We start from the raw sequence: 17,826 nt of genomic DNA on the forward strand, positions 1-17,826 counted from the left end.
AATCACTCCCTTGGCGGCTACTTGGCAAAATGGCGATTAGTTACTCGCGGTTTGGTTATACGGCTGCGTGCTTGGACGAGTTGTTAACGTTACACGGCGGTCAAACATGTTTTCTTCATAATTATCGCTATCTGCCACAGTTTGTTGCTCACCAAATGCGGTAGTCGTTAAGCGGGTATGGCTAATACCTTGCTTTATTAAGTAGCTTTGTACATTTGCGACTCGCTGTTTTGAAAGCGCTAAGTTAGCGAGCTCATCACCACGTTGATCGGCAAAGCCATTTAAATCCAGCTGCAAGTCTGGCTGGCTTTGTAGTAAATTCACTAGTTGATCAAGTTGGCTGGCAAAGTGCGGGGCAATCTCACTTGAACCGGTTTTAAATTGAATGGTCATTGCCATTAGGTTGTGCATTTTTGCTAATGCAAGGCGTTCGTTATTACTCTCAAGCTTATCGAGCTGCTCACTCATTTGCGCATTTTGAGCAAGTACATGCTGGTAATCATCGGTTTTATCTTGCAGCACAACTAACGCACGTTGTTGCTCGGCAATTTTATCTTCTGCCACTTCTTGCTCGCCAATCAAGCCTCCGGCAAATGCACCAACAAAGGCACCAATTGGGCCGCCAACAATACCGCCAACAATTGCCCCCGTACTTAAACCTATCACCGTTTCTTTATGAGTTTCTTTTGCTTTAACTGCAACTGTGTCAGCGTGGGCTAAGTTAGGTGCTGCAAAAATAGTCGCGACAGTACAAGCGATAATCATTTTTTTCATGGTGTAATCCTTTTTTGCTTAATTACTTAATAGTTGGCAACTCATGGGTTGGTAGCTGCCCGATTTGGTATAACGCCATTAAAGCAAGCTCAAGTGGCAACAAAGGGGAGCAAAAAAGGCAAACTGCTGAGCAATTGTGGCAAAAAAAAGGCAATTGCTTTTTCGCCAGTGCGAAAGCAAAAAAATTAGGTATAGTGCAACTAGAATATAAGAAGGTGCTGTAAATGAAGAAGATTGCAATTATTGAAGACGAACCCGCGATCCGCGAAAATTACATGGAAATGCTCAGCGCGCAGGGTTATCTGGTCAGCGGCTATAGCAACCGTCAAAGTGCAGAGCATGCTTTTAATGACGCACTACCAGACTTAGCGATTGTCGATATTGGTTTAGGTCATGAAATTGATGGCGGTTTCTTACTATGCCAAACTCTGCGTTCGCTTTCTAAAACCTTGCCGATTATTTTTTTAACCGCCCGCGACAGCGAAATAGATACAGTGTGTGGCCTACGCATGGGCGCTGATGACTATCTCACTAAAGATATCAGCATGGCGCATTTGGCGGCTCGTATCGGTGCACTGTTTCGACGTATGGAAGCACTCGAGCAACCCGCTGATCAAAATGCTTTACTCAATCGCGGCCCGCTCACGCTTGATACTAAACGCATGCAAGTATTTTGGCAGCAGCAAATAGTCGATTTAACCGTAACTGAATTTTGGATGCTGCATTCACTGGCACAGCGCCCTGGGCATGTAAAAAGCCGTAACGAACTAATGAGTGATGCAAAGATTTACGTTGATGACAGCACTATCACTTCTCATGTTAAACGTATTCGCAAAAAATTTATCGCTTTAGATACTGACTTTGATTGTATAGATACCGTGTACGGTATGGGTTATCGCTGGGAGCAAGTGTAATGCTGCGTTTTGGTTTGCGCAGTAAATTTATATTGCTGTCGTGTTTTTTATTTTTACTGCCTTGGCTTGGCTATGAATACGTGTGGGAAATGGAAAAATTTCTGCGTCAAGGTCAAGAAAAAACCTTAGTCGGCACTACCCGAGCACTCGCCACGGCCCTGCATGAGCGCCCAGCATTATTTGACTCGCAAACCAATTTTTTAGATCAGGTTATAAAAGGCCGTGATCTCTACGCCTATAACCTTAGTAACCCCATTCAACTTGATGGCAAACTGTCGGACTGGCAGCCTTATCAAAGTCTTTTTTGGCATTACGACGAGCGCTATTTACAAACTAATAAACCAGACCATCAGCTTGAGGACTTATCGTTTGAGCATATGGTTGGTAAATATGAAAACTTTTTATATGCAGTATTTAAAGTTACCGATGACTCGGTGGTTTATCGCGCTAAAAACACCCTAAGTTTAACCCGTAATGATCACTTACAGATCATGTTAAAAACCCCACAAGGGGAATTTAAGCACTATATTGTTGCCGCTCGCCAAGATGGCTGGATCAACGCATTTGACGCACAAAGCAAAACCCCAATAACAAAAATTCAAGGATATTTTGTCAGTACAGAGACTGGCTACAACATAGAGTTGCGGTTTCCGCTAACTATGCTTGGCAATAAGCTCGGCTTTGCAATTGAAGATTGGGATCAAGGCAAGCCTGAGCCACAGACTATGTCGACTTCAAACTTACAAAACCCCAATGATATTGGCTCAGTGCTGGTGCCCTCCCCTGAAATAAATCGTATATTAAAAGGTATGGGTCACAGCGGCAGCCGAATTTGGGTGGTTGATAATCATCACCGCGTGTTAGCGCAGTCAGGATCAATTCATCATGCCGACGGCGTTTGGGCTGATGGGCTTAACGACCAGCCAGCAAAAACCTGGTGGCAACGATTTGAGAAAAACTACTTACATCCACTTTACTATAAAGTACTTACCCGCCCTGAAAATGAATTTTTAGATACCTTGCACGATGTCGCAGCGATGCAAGGCACACATATAGGTAAAGCACTCAGTGGCACACCAGCATCGTCTTGGCGACTCACTCCAGATAACAAAGCGGTTATTTTATCAGCCGCATATCCTATTTGGATCCAAGATAAGGTCATTGGTGCTGTAGTGGCCGAAGAGACTACCAATGGTGTTCGCACATTACGCAACAAATCGTTAGAGAAACTATTTAATGTGATTTTAGCAGTGATGCTAATAGGCACAGTAACGTTATTCTTTTTTGCATCAAGGATCTCCAGTCGTATTCGTCGCTTAAGAGATACCGCAGAGCAAGCCATTGATGCTCAAGGGCGAGTAACTGGCACTATTAATTACAGCGATTCAAACGATGAAATTGGCGATTTATCTCGCAGTTTTGCAAATATTGTAAGTCGCTTAGGTGGTTACACTAACTATTTAGAAACCATGTCGTCGCGATTATCTCACGAACTCAGAACACCCGTTGCGGTCGTACGTAGTTCCCTTGAAAACTTACAAATGCAGCCACAAAGTGAGCTGAGCCAAAAATACCTTGATCGTGCCAGTGAAGGAGTCGAGCGTTTAGGTAAAATAATCACCACCATGAGCGAAGCAACTCGCCTTGAGCAAAGTATTCAAAGCGCTGAAGCTGAACCGTTTGATTTGCGAAATGTGATCAATGGTTGTATGCAAGGCTACCAGCTAACCTATGCACAGCAGCAATTTAGCCTTAATATTTGTCCGCAACCATTACTACTTAACGGCGCGCCTGAGTTTATTGCTCAGTTGCTAGATAAACTAATCAATAATGCCTTAGAGTTTAGTGTTGAAGATAGCGCTATAAGTGTCAGCCTTGATCAACATGATAATGAAGCCCTGTTATGTGTCAGTAATCTAGGTCCACTTTTACCCGAGGGATTAACAGAGCATATTTTTGATTCAATGGTGTCGGTACGTAGTCAACAACTGCAGCAGCAACCACACTTGGGTTTAGGGCTTTATATAGTACGTTTAGTGTGTGAATACCATAAAGGCACAGTTAGCGCGGCTAATAATCAACAAGCTGATGGTGTGACTTTTACCGTTCGACTGCCTATTAATAATAATTAAGGATTACATTTATACACATTTTGTACGGTTAATGTTCACTTACAATTCAGTCGCGCAGACATATGCTTACTACTTAACTAAGTTGATAAGATAGGAGGCAATATGCAAGCGATACTGAAACGTGAAGAAATTGATTTTATTTTTGATTTATACAGCTATGAAGATAGTGATGAGTTAAACAGTAGCGAACCTAACTCTGATACTGAAAAACATGACATAACGCAATCAAAAGTAATTTATCAGCCTAGTTGTTTGACCTAAAAGTGGTTTGCTCATTACAATGGCGCACCTTGTAAAAGTACTGCCTAATAATGAAAACTCATTCTGCTAAAAAAGAACTTATTTTATTACCGATCTTACTGATTGTTATTTTACTGTGTATTGCTGGGCATTTTTTACTACAAGCCAGCTTCCAAGATAGCAATGTTACCGAGTATATGCTTGCTGCGTTACCTTTTGCTATGTTTGGCTTAGTGATTATCGCTTTTAAAATTGCCAGTAACAGTGAAGACAAAGAGCGTGCAGAACAAAGTGATAACGGCTAACGCTTGTACCACACACTCTCTTGATTATTTATAATATATGGTAACCAAACCAATCGGGCTTAATCGCTTGAGATTGCTCGCTCGGGGTTAGCTTGATATGTAATTGACTGTCGAGCAAGTCAATTGCAAAGCAATCATCTACATCATGTAAGTCATCTTTATGAATATGACTTAAACCTGCTAGTAAATCCTCTTTTGCTCTTTGTTTAGCTTCGTCGCTACTACTTGCTACATATAACGCAAAGTCATGCTGCTCAGCTAAGCTATCAGCACGATACGCTCCTAAATTTACAAAGTATAACTGCTGCGATTGGGCCACGGGTTCATCAACCACGGTTACTGCAAAGCCATCAATGTGATTTACCGCCATATAGCTGTCCATGTGCACGCTACTTTTATCACCGACCCACTGCGCTTTTAATTTTGAGTAAGTTTGTTCAATCGATTCCCCAACAACAAAACGAACATCATGCATTTCAATATGGCAGCCCTGAATACGCCCACCTAAATACACCATAAATAACTGCATTTTCTCTCCTAACAAATAGTATCAACGTCAATGTTGTGTTTTTTGATCAACTTATAAAAATCTGAGCGATTTCGCTTAGCTAGTTTTGCCCCTTCAGCCACGTTACCGCCAGCCATCTTTAAAGCATTAATCACATAATCTCGCTCAAATTCTTTTTTAGCATCGTTAAGTGAAAGCGGCTCAACATTGTTGGTATTACTATTAAGCGCACTTTCAACCAGCTGTGCTGATATTACTTCACCTGGGGTAAGTGCGACAACCTGCTCTACTACATTTTGTAACTGGCGAATATTACCCGGCCAATCGTGACGTACTAATGCATGCATTGCATCATTGGCGAAACGCTTTTCTTTTTGATTCATACGTTTAGCGATGGTAGCGCTAAAATACTGTGCTAATAAACTAACGTCTTCTCTGCGCTCACACAGTGGTGGCAATTTAAGATTCACAACATTTAAGCGGTAATATAAATCTTCGCGAAATTGCTGATTAGCAATCGCATCAGGCAAGTTTTTATGAGTTGCTGATACAATCCGCACATCAATTGGAATTTCTTCTTCAAAGCCCACAGGGCGAATAGTTTTTTCTTGTAATACGCGCAGTAACTTAACTTGTAAATTAAGTGGCATATCACCAATTTCATCTAAAAATAAAGTACCGCCTTGCGCTTGCTGAAATAACCCTTGGTGGTCTTTAATCGCGCCCGTAAAAGCCCCTTTTTTGTGACCGAAAAGTTCTGATTCGAGTAATTCACCCGGTACCGCACCACAGTTTATTGCAACAAACGGACCTTCACTAACATGGCTATGTTGATGAATAGCATTAGCTAGTAACTCTTTACCTGTACCACTGGCCCCCGAGATCAACACATTGACCTGAGTCGGACCTAGTAATTTAACTTGCTCAAGTAAATGCAGCATAGCACCACTGCGGGTCACGATATTGCTGTTTGATGCACTTTCATCGGCACTGAGACCATGAATTTCAATCGCTTTTGCTAAACTATCAAATAACTCATCTTTATCTACCGGTTTAGTAATAAAGGCAAAAATACCTTGCTTCGTCGCTTCAACAGCATCAGGAATAGACCCATGAGCTGTCATCATCAACACTGGCAGCGCTGGGTAGCGATTTTGTAACTGACGGTGTAATGCCATACCATCCATTTCATCCATGCGTAAGTCTGTAACCACAGCATCAAACACATTATTTTTTAATAACTGTAGCGCAGCGATACCACTTTCGCAGGTAGTCACTTGATAGCCTTTAGATTCTATGCGAATAGCCAATAGTTTTAATAAACTTGCATCATCATCGACCAGTAAAATTCGCGCGCCTTGGTTTTGCTCTGTTGACATAATTACTGCTCCTTAGTTTCTTCGCGTAGTAATAGTTGCTGCTCGATGGCTGCCAGTGATGACAGGGTTTCTTGCATTTTATTATTCAGCGCTTGCTGCTGTTTTTTAGCGTTGATCTGCTGTTTTATTTGTTGTTTTTGCAGCCATAAATACTGTTTTATATCATCTGGCCAATAATAAGCTTGATCCAGTTTTAGCAGCTGCGTTAATACTTTTTCCGGTGCTAATACATTATTTTTGCAACTAAAATCAAAATAATGCTGAAGCTCTTTAGCACCAATATAAACCGTTTTACTCGCTGCCACTTGAAAACCACCGCACGACTTTGCATGCCAACCAATAACCGTTTCGGCAGGTGCATACATAGGATCGGTTTTCGGCCTAGGTTTCGGATTTGGTAAACTATCCCCTTGTGGTGTAGTCACCTTACCCGCTTGTTCAGCTTCAGGGTTGCTTTTATTTACTGGCTGCTCAGTTAACTCACACCCTGCGAGCCCTAAGGTTGTAATGCAAACTACTAAAATGGCATTTAAACGCACGCCCATGCTAATTAACTCCTTGGTTTTTATTGGTTGGAGGGATGATTGGGATTTGAATTATAAAACGACAGCCTTGTGGCTCATTATGCTCAACGTGTAAAGTACCCATCAATTGCTCAACAGACTCTTTTACAATGGTGAGCCCTAAACCACTACCTTGAGCGGTTATATCTTTAGCATTCTTACCTTGATAAAAGGCACTGAATATATGTGATTTCTCTTGCTCTTTAATACCGGTGCCTTGATCGCTAACGCTCATAGTCAAAGTACGACCAGCTAATGACAGAGCAATATTGACCGCCTGTCCTGCTGGTGAAAACTTTAAGCCATTAGAGATCAACTGAATTAAGATCATTTCAACAAGCTCTGCAGCAATTTCCAGTGGTTGCTCGGGTAACTCACAATGCCAACATAAGCTTTGCTTACGCGCCACTAAACGATGTTCAAAATGGCTGTTTATCTTGGTTATTAATTGCGAGAATTCCAGCTCACTTAAGTCTTCTTTGCTGCTGCGAATCGCATTGTAACTAAGTAAACTATCGATCATAGCGCGCAAACGCACCATGCTCTGGGTAATTAACGCCAACACCGCTTGCTGCTCTTTGTTAATTGGCCCAACGATTTCATCGGCAAGTAAGTCAGTGCCCTCAACCATTGACGCTAATGGAGTTTTCAATTCATGGGTAACATGGCGTAAAAAAGTATCTTTTTGTTGCTCTAATTGATGCAACTGCTCTTGCACCCATTGTAATTTATTTCCTAGTTCAACCAACTCAGCAGAGCCTTGTACAGCTATTTTTTGTTGCCAATGACCTTGCCCAAGCTTATCAATAACCGACGTTAATCCTTTTAAGCGACCACTTATACGCCATAAAAAACCACCACCTACTAGTAAAGTTAATGGGATAAGTGCTATTAACCAATTGATAAATGAGCTTTGCAAAGCTTTTAACTGTTGCTGATTTTTAGTTATTTGCAGCTCATTTTGATCTCTTAGCCACACCGTTTGACGCGCAATTAATTCACTCACAGGAATAAACAATTGCGCATCTTGTTGTCCTTCAGTAACGAGTTGAGTATGCGCTAATTGCAATACCTGTGCGAGTTGCTGCCATTGCTTAATATACTCCCCCGTAGAACTTATAAAAGTTAGTTCATCAATGCTTTGTAGTGATGATTGCCACTTATCAACAATCAATTCATCGAGTGATTCGCTTTTCAGCACCCAGTTTTGTCGCGTTGCACGCTCTAAGCTATTGAGGTCTTGCTTAAGATTATTAAATGACTTGGTAATTTGATAATTTTCACTGACGATTTGTTGAGTTACTGCTAGCTGTTTATTCAGCGCATTTAAAAATACAATCACTACCAGTGATAATGGCAGCAGCGATAACAAAGTACTAAACAAAAACTGGCCTATTAAATTGGGTCGCCAACTAAGTAATGCACTGTACTTTTTAGCGAATGAGGCCATTATCGCTACTCCTTTAGTTAAATGTCTGATTATGGAAGGTGTTACTTATACACTAGCTGAATCAATAAGAATAATGAATAAGGCGAACTGTGTAGCGCTATATAAAGCGACTGACGCTAAATTGAAACAACTTAACCAACTGTTTTTTAAAAACTTAATCAATACCCGTTAAAAGTTGTTGCAAAAAAGACACACTGCCCAGTCATTTTTTCCCACTTATTATCATGCCAAAACATTAAGTCACTGATATTTTTACAATAAAAAAATTGGCATCGTTCTTGTAACATCCGTATCAACGACTGTTTATAAGGAAATAATATGAAAATATTAACACCGCTGTGCTTATGCATCAGCCTACTGCTTAGCTTTAACAGCTTTGCCATTGATGTCGAGGCCACCTTCGCAGAACTTGATAAAGACAGTAATGGCACATTGAGTGAAGCAGAAGCATCTGAAGATGCGGTATTACACGAAAGTTTTGAGCAAATTGACAAAGATCAAAATGGTCAAATTTCATTTGCTGAGTTTAAACAATTTTTGCAATAATTTTCCCAAAGGAAACACTGCTATGAAACAACTTATCGCCGCTTTTTCACTGATGTTTTTAGTCATTAGCGCCACTGTTTTAGCATCACAATTAAACGTTAAGTTTGCGCAATTAGATACCGACTCTGACGGACAAATTTCATTGCTTGAAGCCAAGCAAAACAACACGCTATTAAAGCAGTTTACTGATCTTGATGATAATAACGACGAGCAGTTATCTGAGCAAGAGTTCGCAAAGTTTAAATTTTAAAAGGCTTTAAAGTATTTGCCATAATCCCGGAGGGAATGTGTAAACGGATTTAATGTTGGGATTTAAATTATGGCAAATGCTTTATTCTTTTTGTTGGTAGGATGTAAATAATGAAAAGCATATTAATAATATTAAGTGTGTCGCTAGCCACCAGTTTTAGCGCAATGGCACTGGATGTAAAACAACGTTTTGATCATTTAGATAGCAATAAAGATGGCTATTTAACGCATAATGAGCTTGAACCACAACCACAATTGTTGAGTAACTTTAAACGTTGGGACAAAAACCAAGACAATAAAATTTCCCTATCTGAATTTAAGCGTTTTTTAACTAATAATCTAGATTAACGAGTTTCCCCAATGAAATTTTGTACACAACTGGGACTAAGTTTGTTATTTGTCAGTAGCTGTTGCAGTTTTGCAACAACTGATAATATAGCAGAACAATTCAAAAACTTAGACCGCGATAAAGACGGTCTTATCACGCGTTCAGAGTCAGCAAAAGATCCTGCCCTGTGGTCTCGTTTTAAAAACTATGACAGCGATAAAGATGGTAGATTATCACTGTCTGAATTTACTCTATATGCAAATAAATGAATAGCTAATTCATCAGCATAGTTGAAATGCACAACGATAAATAATTTATTATATTTAATTTGCAGACTCAGTATTCTCTGTTACTGTTTAACTAACAAAAGCAGAAAAAGAATTCTAACAATGAAATGCTTACTCGCCTGTTTAATCACTTTATCTTTACCTGTGCTAGCTGATACCACGGTGATCTACAATGCTAACGGTTACACTCCAACTTACAGTGGCCAATTACAGCAATTTTCTACACTGGTTATTAAAGATGGCAAAGTAGTAAAAGTAGGAGACGATAAACTAAAAGCGAGTTTCCCTAATGCTGCAGTATTTGATGCCGAGCAACAAACCTTATTACCTGGTTTAATTGACGCCCACGGTCATGTGATAGGACTTGGTAATAATTTAGCGCAACTCGATTTACGTGGCAGTATGTCGATTGCAGAAATACAAAAAAAACTTGCTGTATTTGCTAAAAATAACCAGGGCTGGATTATTGGCCGCGGTTGGAATCAAGAACTGTGGCCTAATAAGCAATTTCCTACTGCTGCTGACTTAGATAAAGTTGTCAAAGATGTTCCGGTGGTGCTTTCTCGTGTCGATAGCCACGCGATTTGGGTTAATAGCAAAGCGATGGAGTTAGCCAAATTAACACCCACAGTACAGTCACCAGCAGGTGGTGAAATTATTCGCAACCAAGCAGGTCAGCCTAGCGGTATTTTTGTCGATAAAGCCGAAAGTTTAATTACTGCACATATTCCAACGCCATCTGATCAAAACGTAAATAATGCCTTAAATCAAGCTGGCCAACATCTGCTCAGCTTAGGTATAACCTCAACCCACGATGCTGGGATTGATAAACAAACATGGCAAGTTTACAAGCAAAGAGCTGAACAAGGCACCTTACCGCTGCGCATAGTTGCAATGCTAAGTGCAACAGATCCGTCCCTTGAAGATATGCTCAGAGCCGGTCGCTATAAAGATCTTAACGATTTCATGTCTATTCGTAGTGTAAAAATATATGCTGATGGTGCGCTAGGTAGCCGTGGCGCCGCACTACAGGCCGATTACGCAGATAGAAAGAATCACCAAGGTTTAATGCTCGAAACTCAACAAAAACTAGAGCAGCTGTACACATTGAGCTTTAACCATGGTTTTAGCGCCAATACCCATGCCATCGGTGATAAAGCAAATCATATTGTGTTAGATGCCTATCAAAATGTATTTAAAAAAACCGGCGGGATTTTACTACGTAACCGTATAGAGCACGCACAGATAGTTGATCCAGCAGATATTCCTCGCTTCAAAGCACTTAAAATCATTCCATCAATGCAACCGGTGCATGCAACTTCTGATATGCATATGGCAGAGCAGCGCCTTAGCGATACACAATTACAAGGTGCATATGCTTGGCAAACGTTTTTAAAGCAAGGCTCAGTAGTAGCTGCAGGCTCAGATTATCCAGTTGAACTGGCCAACCCCTTTGACGGTTTGTATTCAGCAATTACTCGCCAAGATCACAATCAATTACCCGCTAATGGCTGGCGAGTCACTGAAGCACTGAGCAGAGAAGATGCACTCAGAGCATTCACGTTAGGTGCCGCGTATGCCGCACATCAAGAATTTAAATTAGGTAGTTTAGAGCAAGGAAAGTGGGCTGACTTTATTTTAATCGACAAAGACTATTTTAAAGTGCCAGTACAAGAAATTTTTACCATTGTCGTAAATCAAACATGGATTGGCGGTGAATTACGCTACCAAAAAGCGCAAATTGATACACAGAGTAAGGCACAATAAACCACGCTATTATTGCGGTTTTTGTTGTTGACGTTTGAGCTTAATTAAATGATAAATATTTACGAAGGTTAGCAAACCATTAGTGATAGCCACAGGCCATGCAGCAATCGCAATACCGTAGGCTGTGAAAGCAATACAACCGGCAAGGTTAAACCAACGAAGTTTGCTCACATCACTCATAGTTAAAGAGGCAATAAGTAAAGCTGAGGCAAAATACCCCAAATATTCCCAACTCATTTGTTCTCTCCGGTACTTTAGGTTAGCATTGCAAATGTTGTAGTTTAGGCAAAGTTATTCCACAATATAGCAATAGTATAAAAAAGCTAACTTACTAAAAACCCAAAGCTGCTAAAAGCACACTTTAATAATCATTACACGGGATATCAGGTATTAAGCTTAATTAACCGAGTTAACTAAGCTAGTAAGTTAGCGTAAATTCTTAGAATCTTAATGCTAACGTCATTAAGGTGTAATAAATAGGACAATTGTCCGAAGGGCATTGTTGATGTTTCAATATCATTTTTCTAGTTATCTCGTCGACCAGCTACTAACCTTTGCTGGCAGCCGTTATCAACAATCTAAAAAAGAAGTACTGATCCACCAAGATCAACCTCTTACAAAATTAGTGTTAGTCAGAAGCGGCACCGTATCGTTTAGTTATGATGTCGGTAATGGCCGCCGCTTACTGCTGGGCCAACTTGATTGCAACAACACCTTAATTGGTGAAATTGAAGCGCTAAACAATAATCCCTGCATTTATACAGTTACCTGCTTCAGTGACGTTAGCTACAACCTAATAGAGCTAAAGCACTGGCGTGCCCTGTTACTTGAAAAGCCAGAACTGAGTTTATACACAGCACAAACTATTGCCGCTAAGTTTCAAGAAAACCAAAAAATTAATTTAGATAAACTATTGTTGCCATTGGGTTACAATATCGCCAAAGACTGTTTATTACGTGCCGAAAATAATAACCCCACCCTGCTGCGCGCATACCCAACGGTAAATGCTGAAGCTGAGCGTTTTGCCACCACAGAGCGAGCCTATCGCCGCGTAGTATCGGAACTGGTGGAAAGAGGTTTAGTCGCACGCTCAAATGATGGACTCAAAGCGGTTGATTTAGATAAACTTAGCGATTACGTGGATAGTTTTTCGCAGCTATGAAGTTGACTCACATTAAAATTCAGCCGAAAAAAACAACGTTTAACTGCCTAAAATGCAACTATTTACATTTACAACCGCAGCCTACTACTTTAGCATAGTAAGCTAATAACGAAGCTGCGCTAAATCCGTAAAAATTAAATAAGAGATTTATTACATAACAGGGTAACAATTTTCTTATTTAATTAATAAAAGTATATATAATGTTCACTTGACGTATATATAATGTGCGCTTATCCTTGATGAACAAATTATTGTATTATAGGTGCAAGCCTGACCTGGTGCGCGCTTCGGTACATTTATAGAACTGCAATTAAGTCTGTTTACTTTAAAGAGAAAGGAAAGAAAGGTAACGATTATGGGAAATAATAAATTCAAGCTCACCAAGCTAGCTCTTGCACTTGGTCTGACAGCAACTTTAAGTGGCTGTTTTAGCGATAACGACAACAATGATTATGTAAAGCCACCAGTTCCACCTGAACCAACCGTTGATGTTGCTGTACCACCAGTAGCAATTGAAGCTCAAGCAGGTTCAGTTACTGTTAATATCGTAGATGTAAAGGGTGCTGCTTTAGCTGATACGGTTACAGCAACGATTAGCTTTACTTCTTCTGAAGACGGCCTTTTAACAGCTGCAGGCAACGCTTTAGCTGATACCGACAAATCATCAACAGCTAGTTCGTTTGCATACACAGTAGACTCTATCCCAGCTAATGGTGTTAGCTATGACTATGTTATTTCTGCTGCTGGATATTTAAACAACTCTGGTACTTTAACGTTATCACCAACTGATAACGTTGTAGCACAAGAAGTTCGTTTAACACCACGTACACTTGCAGATTCTGATGTAGCGATTGTTGCTGACACCAAAGAATTAACTGCATTAGTACCTGAAGGTGAAAATACCACTGTGTCGTATGACCCAGCTTCAGGGTTATCAATTTCTGGCGATAAAACAGAGATTACATTACCACAAGCAATTAACAAAGCAGGTGTTGCTGTTGGCGGTTCAACCGTTAAAATCAAAAGCGGCACGCAATTTTTAGATAAAGATAATCAACCGTTAACGACAGTTCCAAAAATGACTGTTGCCTACTTTGCGAATGAAGCAACACGTAATGATGAAGAAGCCGAAACTGCAGCTGCAACCTCGTCGTCATTAGATGCGTTCCCTGGAGGTTTAGCTCTATCTGTAGCTTCTGATCCTAACAGTACTGATCAAGTGCAAGGTTCATTTACTTCAGGTGGCTTTGTTGCTATCGAGCTAGTTGATGATGCTGGTAATAAAGTGAAATCTTTTGGTGCAGGCAATTCAATCACTGTTGCAATGCAGGTCGACAAAAAGACTTCAAACCCTTGTCCTGTAACTTTACCTGCCGGTACTACTGATATCAAAGCATACGCCGAAGCAAATGGCTTCAAAAATGGTGTATGTACTGTTGCAGCTCCTGTAGCTCGTAAAATTGCGGTTGGTGATATCTTCCCAGTTTGGAGTTACGATGAAGAAGCTGGTAAATGGGGATTCGAAAGCTACGGTGAAGTAACTGATAGCGGTAATGCATCAACATTTGATGTATCAGTAGATGTAAATCACCTATCTTACTGGAACCTTGATTACTTCAACAACAATAAATGTTCAAGTGTAAAATTTGATATTTTAGATAGAAATGGTGACGCTAATATAGCTGAAACAACTATTTTACTTGAAATTAATGGCTATAGAAGATCTTTCACTAGCCGTAACGGTAATTATGGATCAGCAACGTTTAACAACCCTCCAGGTTTCCCGGTTAAAGTTAAAGTATTGCGCAATGGTGTTAACGTTTTAGATGGCTTGTCAACTGACACTGATAGCACTGCATCGGCATTATCTGTAAGCAATATCTGTGACTTAAATGATAAAGATCTAACACTTACAATTGCTCCGCCAACAATTGTAACTAAAAAAATAACAACACAGCTAGTGTGTAGCAATACCGGAGATTTTGAAATAGGTACTCCACCGGTTGCAACACCTGCGCTAGTCAGATTGTTTAAAGATGGCAACTTCAAGCAAACTATTTACTCGAAAGGTACTTTCAACCTGAACTTAGAGCAAGGTGGCACTTACTCTGCTAGTTACCTTAACTACAACACTAATGTGTGGACATCTACTCCAGTAGCGGCAAACACAACTGCAGCTACATTTGATATCCCAGTAGTGTGTGAAGTTGATACTGTACCAGTATCTGGTTCTGGTTCTGGTTCTGGTTCTTAATCTGAGGTAGAACTGTACTTCCTAAAGCCGCGCATTTGCGCGGCTTTTGTTTATCTCGTTATTAAGTTATTTTTGGTTTATAGTATTTATAGCAAAAATAATTATCGGGTTTTAAAAGTTTAAAACCTAACTCTAATCTAAATTGGTTAATCACGTGACTTATAATAAAACAACCCTCGCGACACTTTGCGCACTCAGTGCCAGTACCTCCGTTTTTGCTGATCAAAACATTAATCATGGTATTGCATATAATGGATTTACCGGTATTTTCAACACTCCTACCGCTGTTGTAATCGACAAAGGTAATATTGATATAGGTTACAGTAACCAGCTAGAAGCTAGAGGAAAGTACACCGACGGTCATAACTTTACATTTTCAGCTGGACTTTTTGAAGGTTTAGAAGTCAGTGGTAGGATTACCTCATCGTCGATGCACGACATAACATTTAGCTATGAAAATAAAGGCCAAATCCGCGACTTATCATTTAATGCCAAATACCAAATTCCATTCATTCCAAAAGACTGGTTTAGTGTCGCTGTTGGCGCTAAAGATTTCGGTGGCGCAGCCAATCAGTATGAAGCGTTTTATGCTGTTGCTTCTAAACAGTGGTGGGATTTTCGCTTTAGTGCCGGTATTGGCGCATCTGACACGCTTACAGGGCAACTAGACGGCGCGTTTGCTGGTATTGAATATCAACCTTACACTTGGCTTTCAGTACTCGCTGAGCATGATGCAGAAGCATTTAATTTAGGCGCCCGTATTACAGTTCCAAAAGAGTGGCTTTATGATATTGCCACGGTTTCATTTAATAGCCGCTTTTACTCAAATACAGAACTTGCTAGTGATGATACTTATTGGGGTGTCAATATTAGCATGCCGCTCAGTGATGAAGCACAAGATAACTACCACAATCTAAAACCAGCACCTCAACCAGTTGCAGCGGCAAAGTTATCTAAGAGTTCAAATCAGCGTACGAGAGCAACTCTTGCTACATCCCCAAATCAAACGGAAGAGTCTGTTAGTCGAGTAGTATCTGCGGAACCAGTAAAAGTATTAACAGCGACCAAACAAAATCAACAAGTTTCCACTGCACAAAATAACAATCAACAAATTCACAGCTTAAAAAGCAGCTTAGTTAACGATGGTTTTGAAAATATCCGTGTTGGTATTAGCGAGAGCAAACAAATCATTGTTGAATTTGAAAACTCAGTATTTAATCGTAATGAAATTGATGCGTTGGGGCTTGTTTTAGGCCGCATAACTGAAAGCTTTGCTACTGGCAATAATGAATTTATTGTTCGCTTGGCAAAACAAGATATCCCACTGTTACAAGTCAATGGGTATTTAGATAATTACCGTCGCTTTATTGATGAAAATATCACTCCTGATTTAATGGTCAGCACTCAATTTAGTGATAAAGATGCTGTGGGTGTAAAATGGGCCGGAAATACCCAAAGCACGAGCCCTTATTTTGTACCTAGAGTTTCATTTTCACCATCGTTATCATCACGATATGCAACTGAATTAGGTGTTTATGATTACTCGTTAGCTCTACAAGCCGATTTACATGTACCATTATGGCAAGGTGCAGGTGTAAATATTACTGGGCAAGTTAATGTAGCTAATACAGATCACTTTGAAAAAGGTAGTGTATTTAGTAATTCACGCCAAGAAACGGGGATTAAACGTGCCGTTGTATATCAAACATTCGCTTTACCGTTTAACATATATAACCAGACTCAAGTCGGTTTATTCCAAGATTACTTTGATTATACAGGTATTACCAACGAAACTGCATGGCAAAGCCCCGCAGGCCGCCACAAGATACAAGCAAAGTTAGGCTACTTTGAGTATAAAGATTATGACACTGATAAACGCGACTACTCGGTTTATTCATACCGTTATTTATGGGCTGAAAAGGATGTCTCTTTCCATATCTCTGGTGGACAATTCTGGAATGAAGATACCGGCTATAAACTTGAAACTAAGTTCTGGTTTGGTGATGCAAATATAACCGTAATGTATAGCGACACTGACGTAGAGAAAGTGGGGATTGGTTTTAGTATTCCATTATCACCACGCAAAGATATGGATGCAGGTAATTGGCAAGTTACAGGGACTAAAAGCTGGACACATAGCGTAAATACTATAATTAATCAAAAAGTAAATTTGATAAACACCAGTAGTGCGACAATACTCAAATCGTCAATCGACCTCGATAATACTTTCTTAAACCAAGATCGTATGTCAAGCAGTTACGTATATGCTCATTTAGCACGATTAAAAGAAGCGTTTGAAATCTATAAATAATATTAGTTTAGACAGCTAATTGATAAATAAAAAAAGGCCTAGTTAAGGCCTTTTTTATTTTTACTCGATAGATTTATTTTGCTAATAAAATATCGTGTATTTTTACTAAATCTGTCTTACCAGCGATGATCTCATCAGGTGTTAAACCCGATAATTCATGCGGGAATACTAACCACTCTTCTGATTCATGAATGTAGTAGTCAGGCTTCATATCTACTTTAGAATTTTTTGGTTTGTAATACGGGCATGCAATGCGGATATCTTTAGGTAAGTTTAAACGCATCAATTCCGAAAGCTTTTCTTTCAGTGCAAAAATACTACGCCCTGAATCAAATACATCATCAACAATCAATAACGAGTCACCTGCGTTAGCATTTTCAATAATGTAGTGTAAGCCATGTACTTTAATTTCTTTCGACTGCTTATTAATACCGTAATATGATGAAGTTCGCACCGCGATATGATCTGTCTCTATGCCCTTATAATCATAATACTCTTGCACTGCAATCCCAATTGGGGCACCACCACGCCAAATACCAATAATAAAATCAGGACGAAAACCATCTTGGTATACTTGCGCCGCAACGCGAAATGAATCTTCAAGCAATTGTTGCGCTGTGATGTAGCACTTATCTGACATAATTAGAATTCCCAGTG

At 39.9% G+C, this 17,826-nt stretch carries 19 protein-coding genes; 12 read left to right on the forward strand and 7 right to left on the reverse strand.

Annotated features, from left to right (window positions below; genetic code table 11):
* Positions 1–36: 36 nt before the first annotated feature.
* The gene (gene pdsO / locus H5201_RS03185) at positions 37–774 is read right to left on the reverse strand and encodes a sortase-associated OmpA-like protein PdsO (protein WP_182762064.1); all 738 of its coding nucleotides are present in this window, start codon (positions 772–774) and stop codon (positions 37–39) included.
* A gap of 224 nt (positions 775–998) precedes the next feature.
* Here pdsO and pdsR point away from each other — a divergent pair, with 224 nt between their 5' ends.
* From pdsR to H5201_RS03205, 4 genes are all read left to right on the forward strand, one after another.
* A complete protein-coding gene (gene pdsR / locus H5201_RS03190) occupies positions 999–1,688 on the forward strand; it encodes a proteobacterial dedicated sortase system response regulator (RefSeq protein WP_145235419.1) in 690 nt (229 codons plus the stop codon).
* Positions 1,688–3,820, forward strand: a complete 2,133-nt coding sequence (gene pdsS / locus H5201_RS03195; protein ID WP_182717163.1) for a proteobacterial dedicated sortase system histidine kinase — start codon at positions 1,688–1,690, stop codon at positions 3,818–3,820. The genes pdsR and pdsS overlap by 1 nt, the downstream gene beginning before the upstream one ends.
* Positions 3,821–3,922: 102 nt before the next feature.
* On the forward strand, positions 3,923–4,081 hold the full coding sequence (locus tag H5201_RS03200; protein WP_179959192.1) for a hypothetical protein: 159 nt from the start codon (positions 3,923–3,925) through the stop codon (positions 4,079–4,081).
* Between the two features lie 50 nt (positions 4,082–4,131).
* Positions 4,132–4,365, forward strand: coding sequence for a hypothetical protein (locus H5201_RS03205; RefSeq protein WP_145235415.1), 234 nt, complete (start codon positions 4,132–4,134; stop codon positions 4,363–4,365).
* Between the two features lie 28 nt (positions 4,366–4,393).
* Here the strand turns inward: H5201_RS03205 and H5201_RS03210 are convergent, their stop codons facing one another.
* Genes H5201_RS03210 through H5201_RS03225 form a run of 4 tightly spaced genes read right to left on the reverse strand, consistent with a single transcriptional unit; the run spans position 4,394 to position 8,268 of the window.
* On the reverse strand, positions 4,394–4,894 hold the full coding sequence (locus H5201_RS03210; RefSeq protein WP_145235413.1) for a DUF1543 domain-containing protein: 501 nt from the start codon (positions 4,892–4,894) through the stop codon (positions 4,394–4,396).
* A gap of 8 nt (positions 4,895–4,902) precedes the next feature.
* A complete protein-coding gene (locus H5201_RS03215) occupies positions 4,903–6,252 on the reverse strand; it encodes a sigma 54-interacting transcriptional regulator (RefSeq protein WP_182783704.1) in 1,350 nt (449 codons plus the stop codon).
* 2 nt (positions 6,253–6,254) lie between these two features.
* Entirely contained in the window at positions 6,255–6,797 is a 543-nt protein-coding gene (locus H5201_RS03220; protein ID WP_182761366.1) for a hypothetical protein, read from the reverse strand.
* A gap of 1 nt (position 6,798) precedes the next feature.
* On the reverse strand, positions 6,799–8,268 hold the full coding sequence (locus H5201_RS03225) for a HAMP domain-containing sensor histidine kinase (protein ID WP_182739833.1): 1,470 nt from the start codon (positions 8,266–8,268) through the stop codon (positions 6,799–6,801).
* 315 nt (positions 8,269–8,583) lie between these two features.
* Between H5201_RS03225 and H5201_RS03230 the strand changes: the two genes are divergently transcribed.
* The 5 genes from H5201_RS03230 to H5201_RS03250 all read left to right on the forward strand — a co-directional run bounded on the left by H5201_RS03230 (position 8,584) and on the right by H5201_RS03250 (position 11,442).
* Positions 8,584–8,811, forward strand: a complete 228-nt coding sequence (locus tag H5201_RS03230; RefSeq protein ID WP_145235406.1) for an EF-hand domain-containing protein — start codon at positions 8,584–8,586, stop codon at positions 8,809–8,811.
* A gap of 22 nt (positions 8,812–8,833) precedes the next feature.
* Positions 8,834–9,061 carry a hypothetical protein gene (locus H5201_RS03235; RefSeq protein WP_145235404.1) on the forward strand — a complete coding sequence of 76 codons (228 nt, stop codon included), beginning with the start codon at positions 8,834–8,836 and terminating at the stop codon, positions 9,059–9,061.
* A 110-nt stretch (positions 9,062–9,171) separates the two neighbouring features.
* A complete protein-coding gene (locus tag H5201_RS03240; protein ID WP_149982106.1) occupies positions 9,172–9,408 on the forward strand; it encodes an EF-hand domain-containing protein in 237 nt (78 codons plus the stop codon).
* Positions 9,409–9,420: 12 nt separating this feature from the next.
* A complete protein-coding gene (locus H5201_RS03245; protein WP_149982107.1) occupies positions 9,421–9,657 on the forward strand; it encodes an EF-hand domain-containing protein in 237 nt (78 codons plus the stop codon).
* Positions 9,658–9,777: 120 nt separating this feature from the next.
* On the forward strand, positions 9,778–11,442 hold the full coding sequence (locus H5201_RS03250; protein WP_182739827.1) for an amidohydrolase: 1,665 nt from the start codon (positions 9,778–9,780) through the stop codon (positions 11,440–11,442).
* 9 nt (positions 11,443–11,451) lie between these two features.
* Here H5201_RS03250 and H5201_RS03255 read toward each other — a convergent pair whose 3' ends face one another.
* Entirely contained in the window at positions 11,452–11,679 is a 228-nt protein-coding gene (locus tag H5201_RS03255) for a YgjV family protein (RefSeq protein ID WP_145235395.1), read from the reverse strand.
* Between the two features lie 268 nt (positions 11,680–11,947).
* On the opposite strand from H5201_RS03255, the gene H5201_RS03260 reads away from it, so the two are divergent.
* The 3 genes from H5201_RS03260 (at position 11,948) to H5201_RS03270 (ending at position 17,169) form a co-directional block, all read left to right on the forward strand.
* Positions 11,948–12,604: a Crp/Fnr family transcriptional regulator gene (locus H5201_RS03260; RefSeq protein WP_145235393.1), complete on the forward strand. Its 657-nt coding sequence runs from the start codon at positions 11,948–11,950 to the stop codon at positions 12,602–12,604.
* A 355-nt stretch (positions 12,605–12,959) separates the two neighbouring features.
* Complete coding sequence (locus H5201_RS03265; protein WP_182717169.1) at positions 12,960–14,858, forward strand: hypothetical protein; 1,899 nt, start codon at positions 12,960–12,962, stop codon at positions 14,856–14,858.
* Positions 14,859–15,012: 154 nt separating this feature from the next.
* On the forward strand, positions 15,013–17,169 hold the full coding sequence (locus H5201_RS03270) for a YjbH domain-containing protein (protein WP_149982110.1): 2,157 nt from the start codon (positions 15,013–15,015) through the stop codon (positions 17,167–17,169).
* 73 nt (positions 17,170–17,242) lie between these two features.
* Here the strand turns inward: H5201_RS03270 and H5201_RS03275 are convergent, their stop codons facing one another.
* Positions 17,243–17,809 (reverse strand): phosphoribosyltransferase, encoded by a 567-nt coding sequence (locus H5201_RS03275; protein WP_145235390.1) that lies wholly within the window; start codon positions 17,807–17,809, stop codon positions 17,243–17,245.
* Positions 17,810–17,826 lie beyond the last annotated feature (17 nt).

Origin of the sequence: Pseudoalteromonas sp. SG43-6, from assembly GCF_014164365.1 — a bacterium.
GTDB classification, from domain to species: domain Bacteria; phylum Pseudomonadota; class Gammaproteobacteria; order Enterobacterales; family Alteromonadaceae; genus Pseudoalteromonas; species Pseudoalteromonas rhizosphaerae.

Coding starts and splice junctions, on each gene's coding strand:
- H5201_RS03210 (WP_145235413.1), bottom strand. CDS start 4,894: ATGCAGTTATTTATGGTGTATTTAGGTGGGCGTATTCAGGGCTGCCAT.
- H5201_RS03255 (WP_145235395.1), bottom strand. CDS start 11,679: ATGAGTTGGGAATATTTGGGGTATTTTGCCTCAGCTTTACTTATTGCC.
- H5201_RS03245 (WP_149982107.1), top strand. CDS start 9,421: ATGAAATTTTGTACACAACTGGGACTAAGTTTGTTATTTGTCAGTAGC.
- pdsS (WP_182717163.1), top strand. CDS start 1,688: ATGCTGCGTTTTGGTTTGCGCAGTAAATTTATATTGCTGTCGTGTTTT.
- H5201_RS03215 (WP_182783704.1), bottom strand. CDS start 6,252: ATGTCAACAGAGCAAAACCAAGGCGCGCGAATTTTACTGGTCGATGAT.
- H5201_RS03265 (WP_182717169.1), top strand. CDS start 12,960: ATGGGAAATAATAAATTCAAGCTCACCAAGCTAGCTCTTGCACTTGGT.
- pdsR (WP_145235419.1), top strand. CDS start 999: ATGAAGAAGATTGCAATTATTGAAGACGAACCCGCGATCCGCGAAAAT.
- H5201_RS03200 (WP_179959192.1), top strand. CDS start 3,923: ATGCAAGCGATACTGAAACGTGAAGAAATTGATTTTATTTTTGATTTA.
- H5201_RS03205 (WP_145235415.1), top strand. CDS start 4,132: ATGAAAACTCATTCTGCTAAAAAAGAACTTATTTTATTACCGATCTTA.
- pdsO (WP_182762064.1), bottom strand. CDS start 774: ATGAAAAAAATGATTATCGCTTGTACTGTCGCGACTATTTTTGCAGCA.
- H5201_RS03220 (WP_182761366.1), bottom strand. CDS start 6,797: ATGGGCGTGCGTTTAAATGCCATTTTAGTAGTTTGCATTACAACCTTA.
- H5201_RS03230 (WP_145235406.1), top strand. CDS start 8,584: ATGAAAATATTAACACCGCTGTGCTTATGCATCAGCCTACTGCTTAGC.
- H5201_RS03235 (WP_145235404.1), top strand. CDS start 8,834: ATGAAACAACTTATCGCCGCTTTTTCACTGATGTTTTTAGTCATTAGC.
- H5201_RS03240 (WP_149982106.1), top strand. CDS start 9,172: ATGAAAAGCATATTAATAATATTAAGTGTGTCGCTAGCCACCAGTTTT.
- H5201_RS03275 (WP_145235390.1), bottom strand. CDS start 17,809: ATGTCAGATAAGTGCTACATCACAGCGCAACAATTGCTTGAAGATTCA.
- H5201_RS03260 (WP_145235393.1), top strand. CDS start 11,948: ATGTTTCAATATCATTTTTCTAGTTATCTCGTCGACCAGCTACTAACC.
- H5201_RS03250 (WP_182739827.1), top strand. CDS start 9,778: ATGAAATGCTTACTCGCCTGTTTAATCACTTTATCTTTACCTGTGCTA.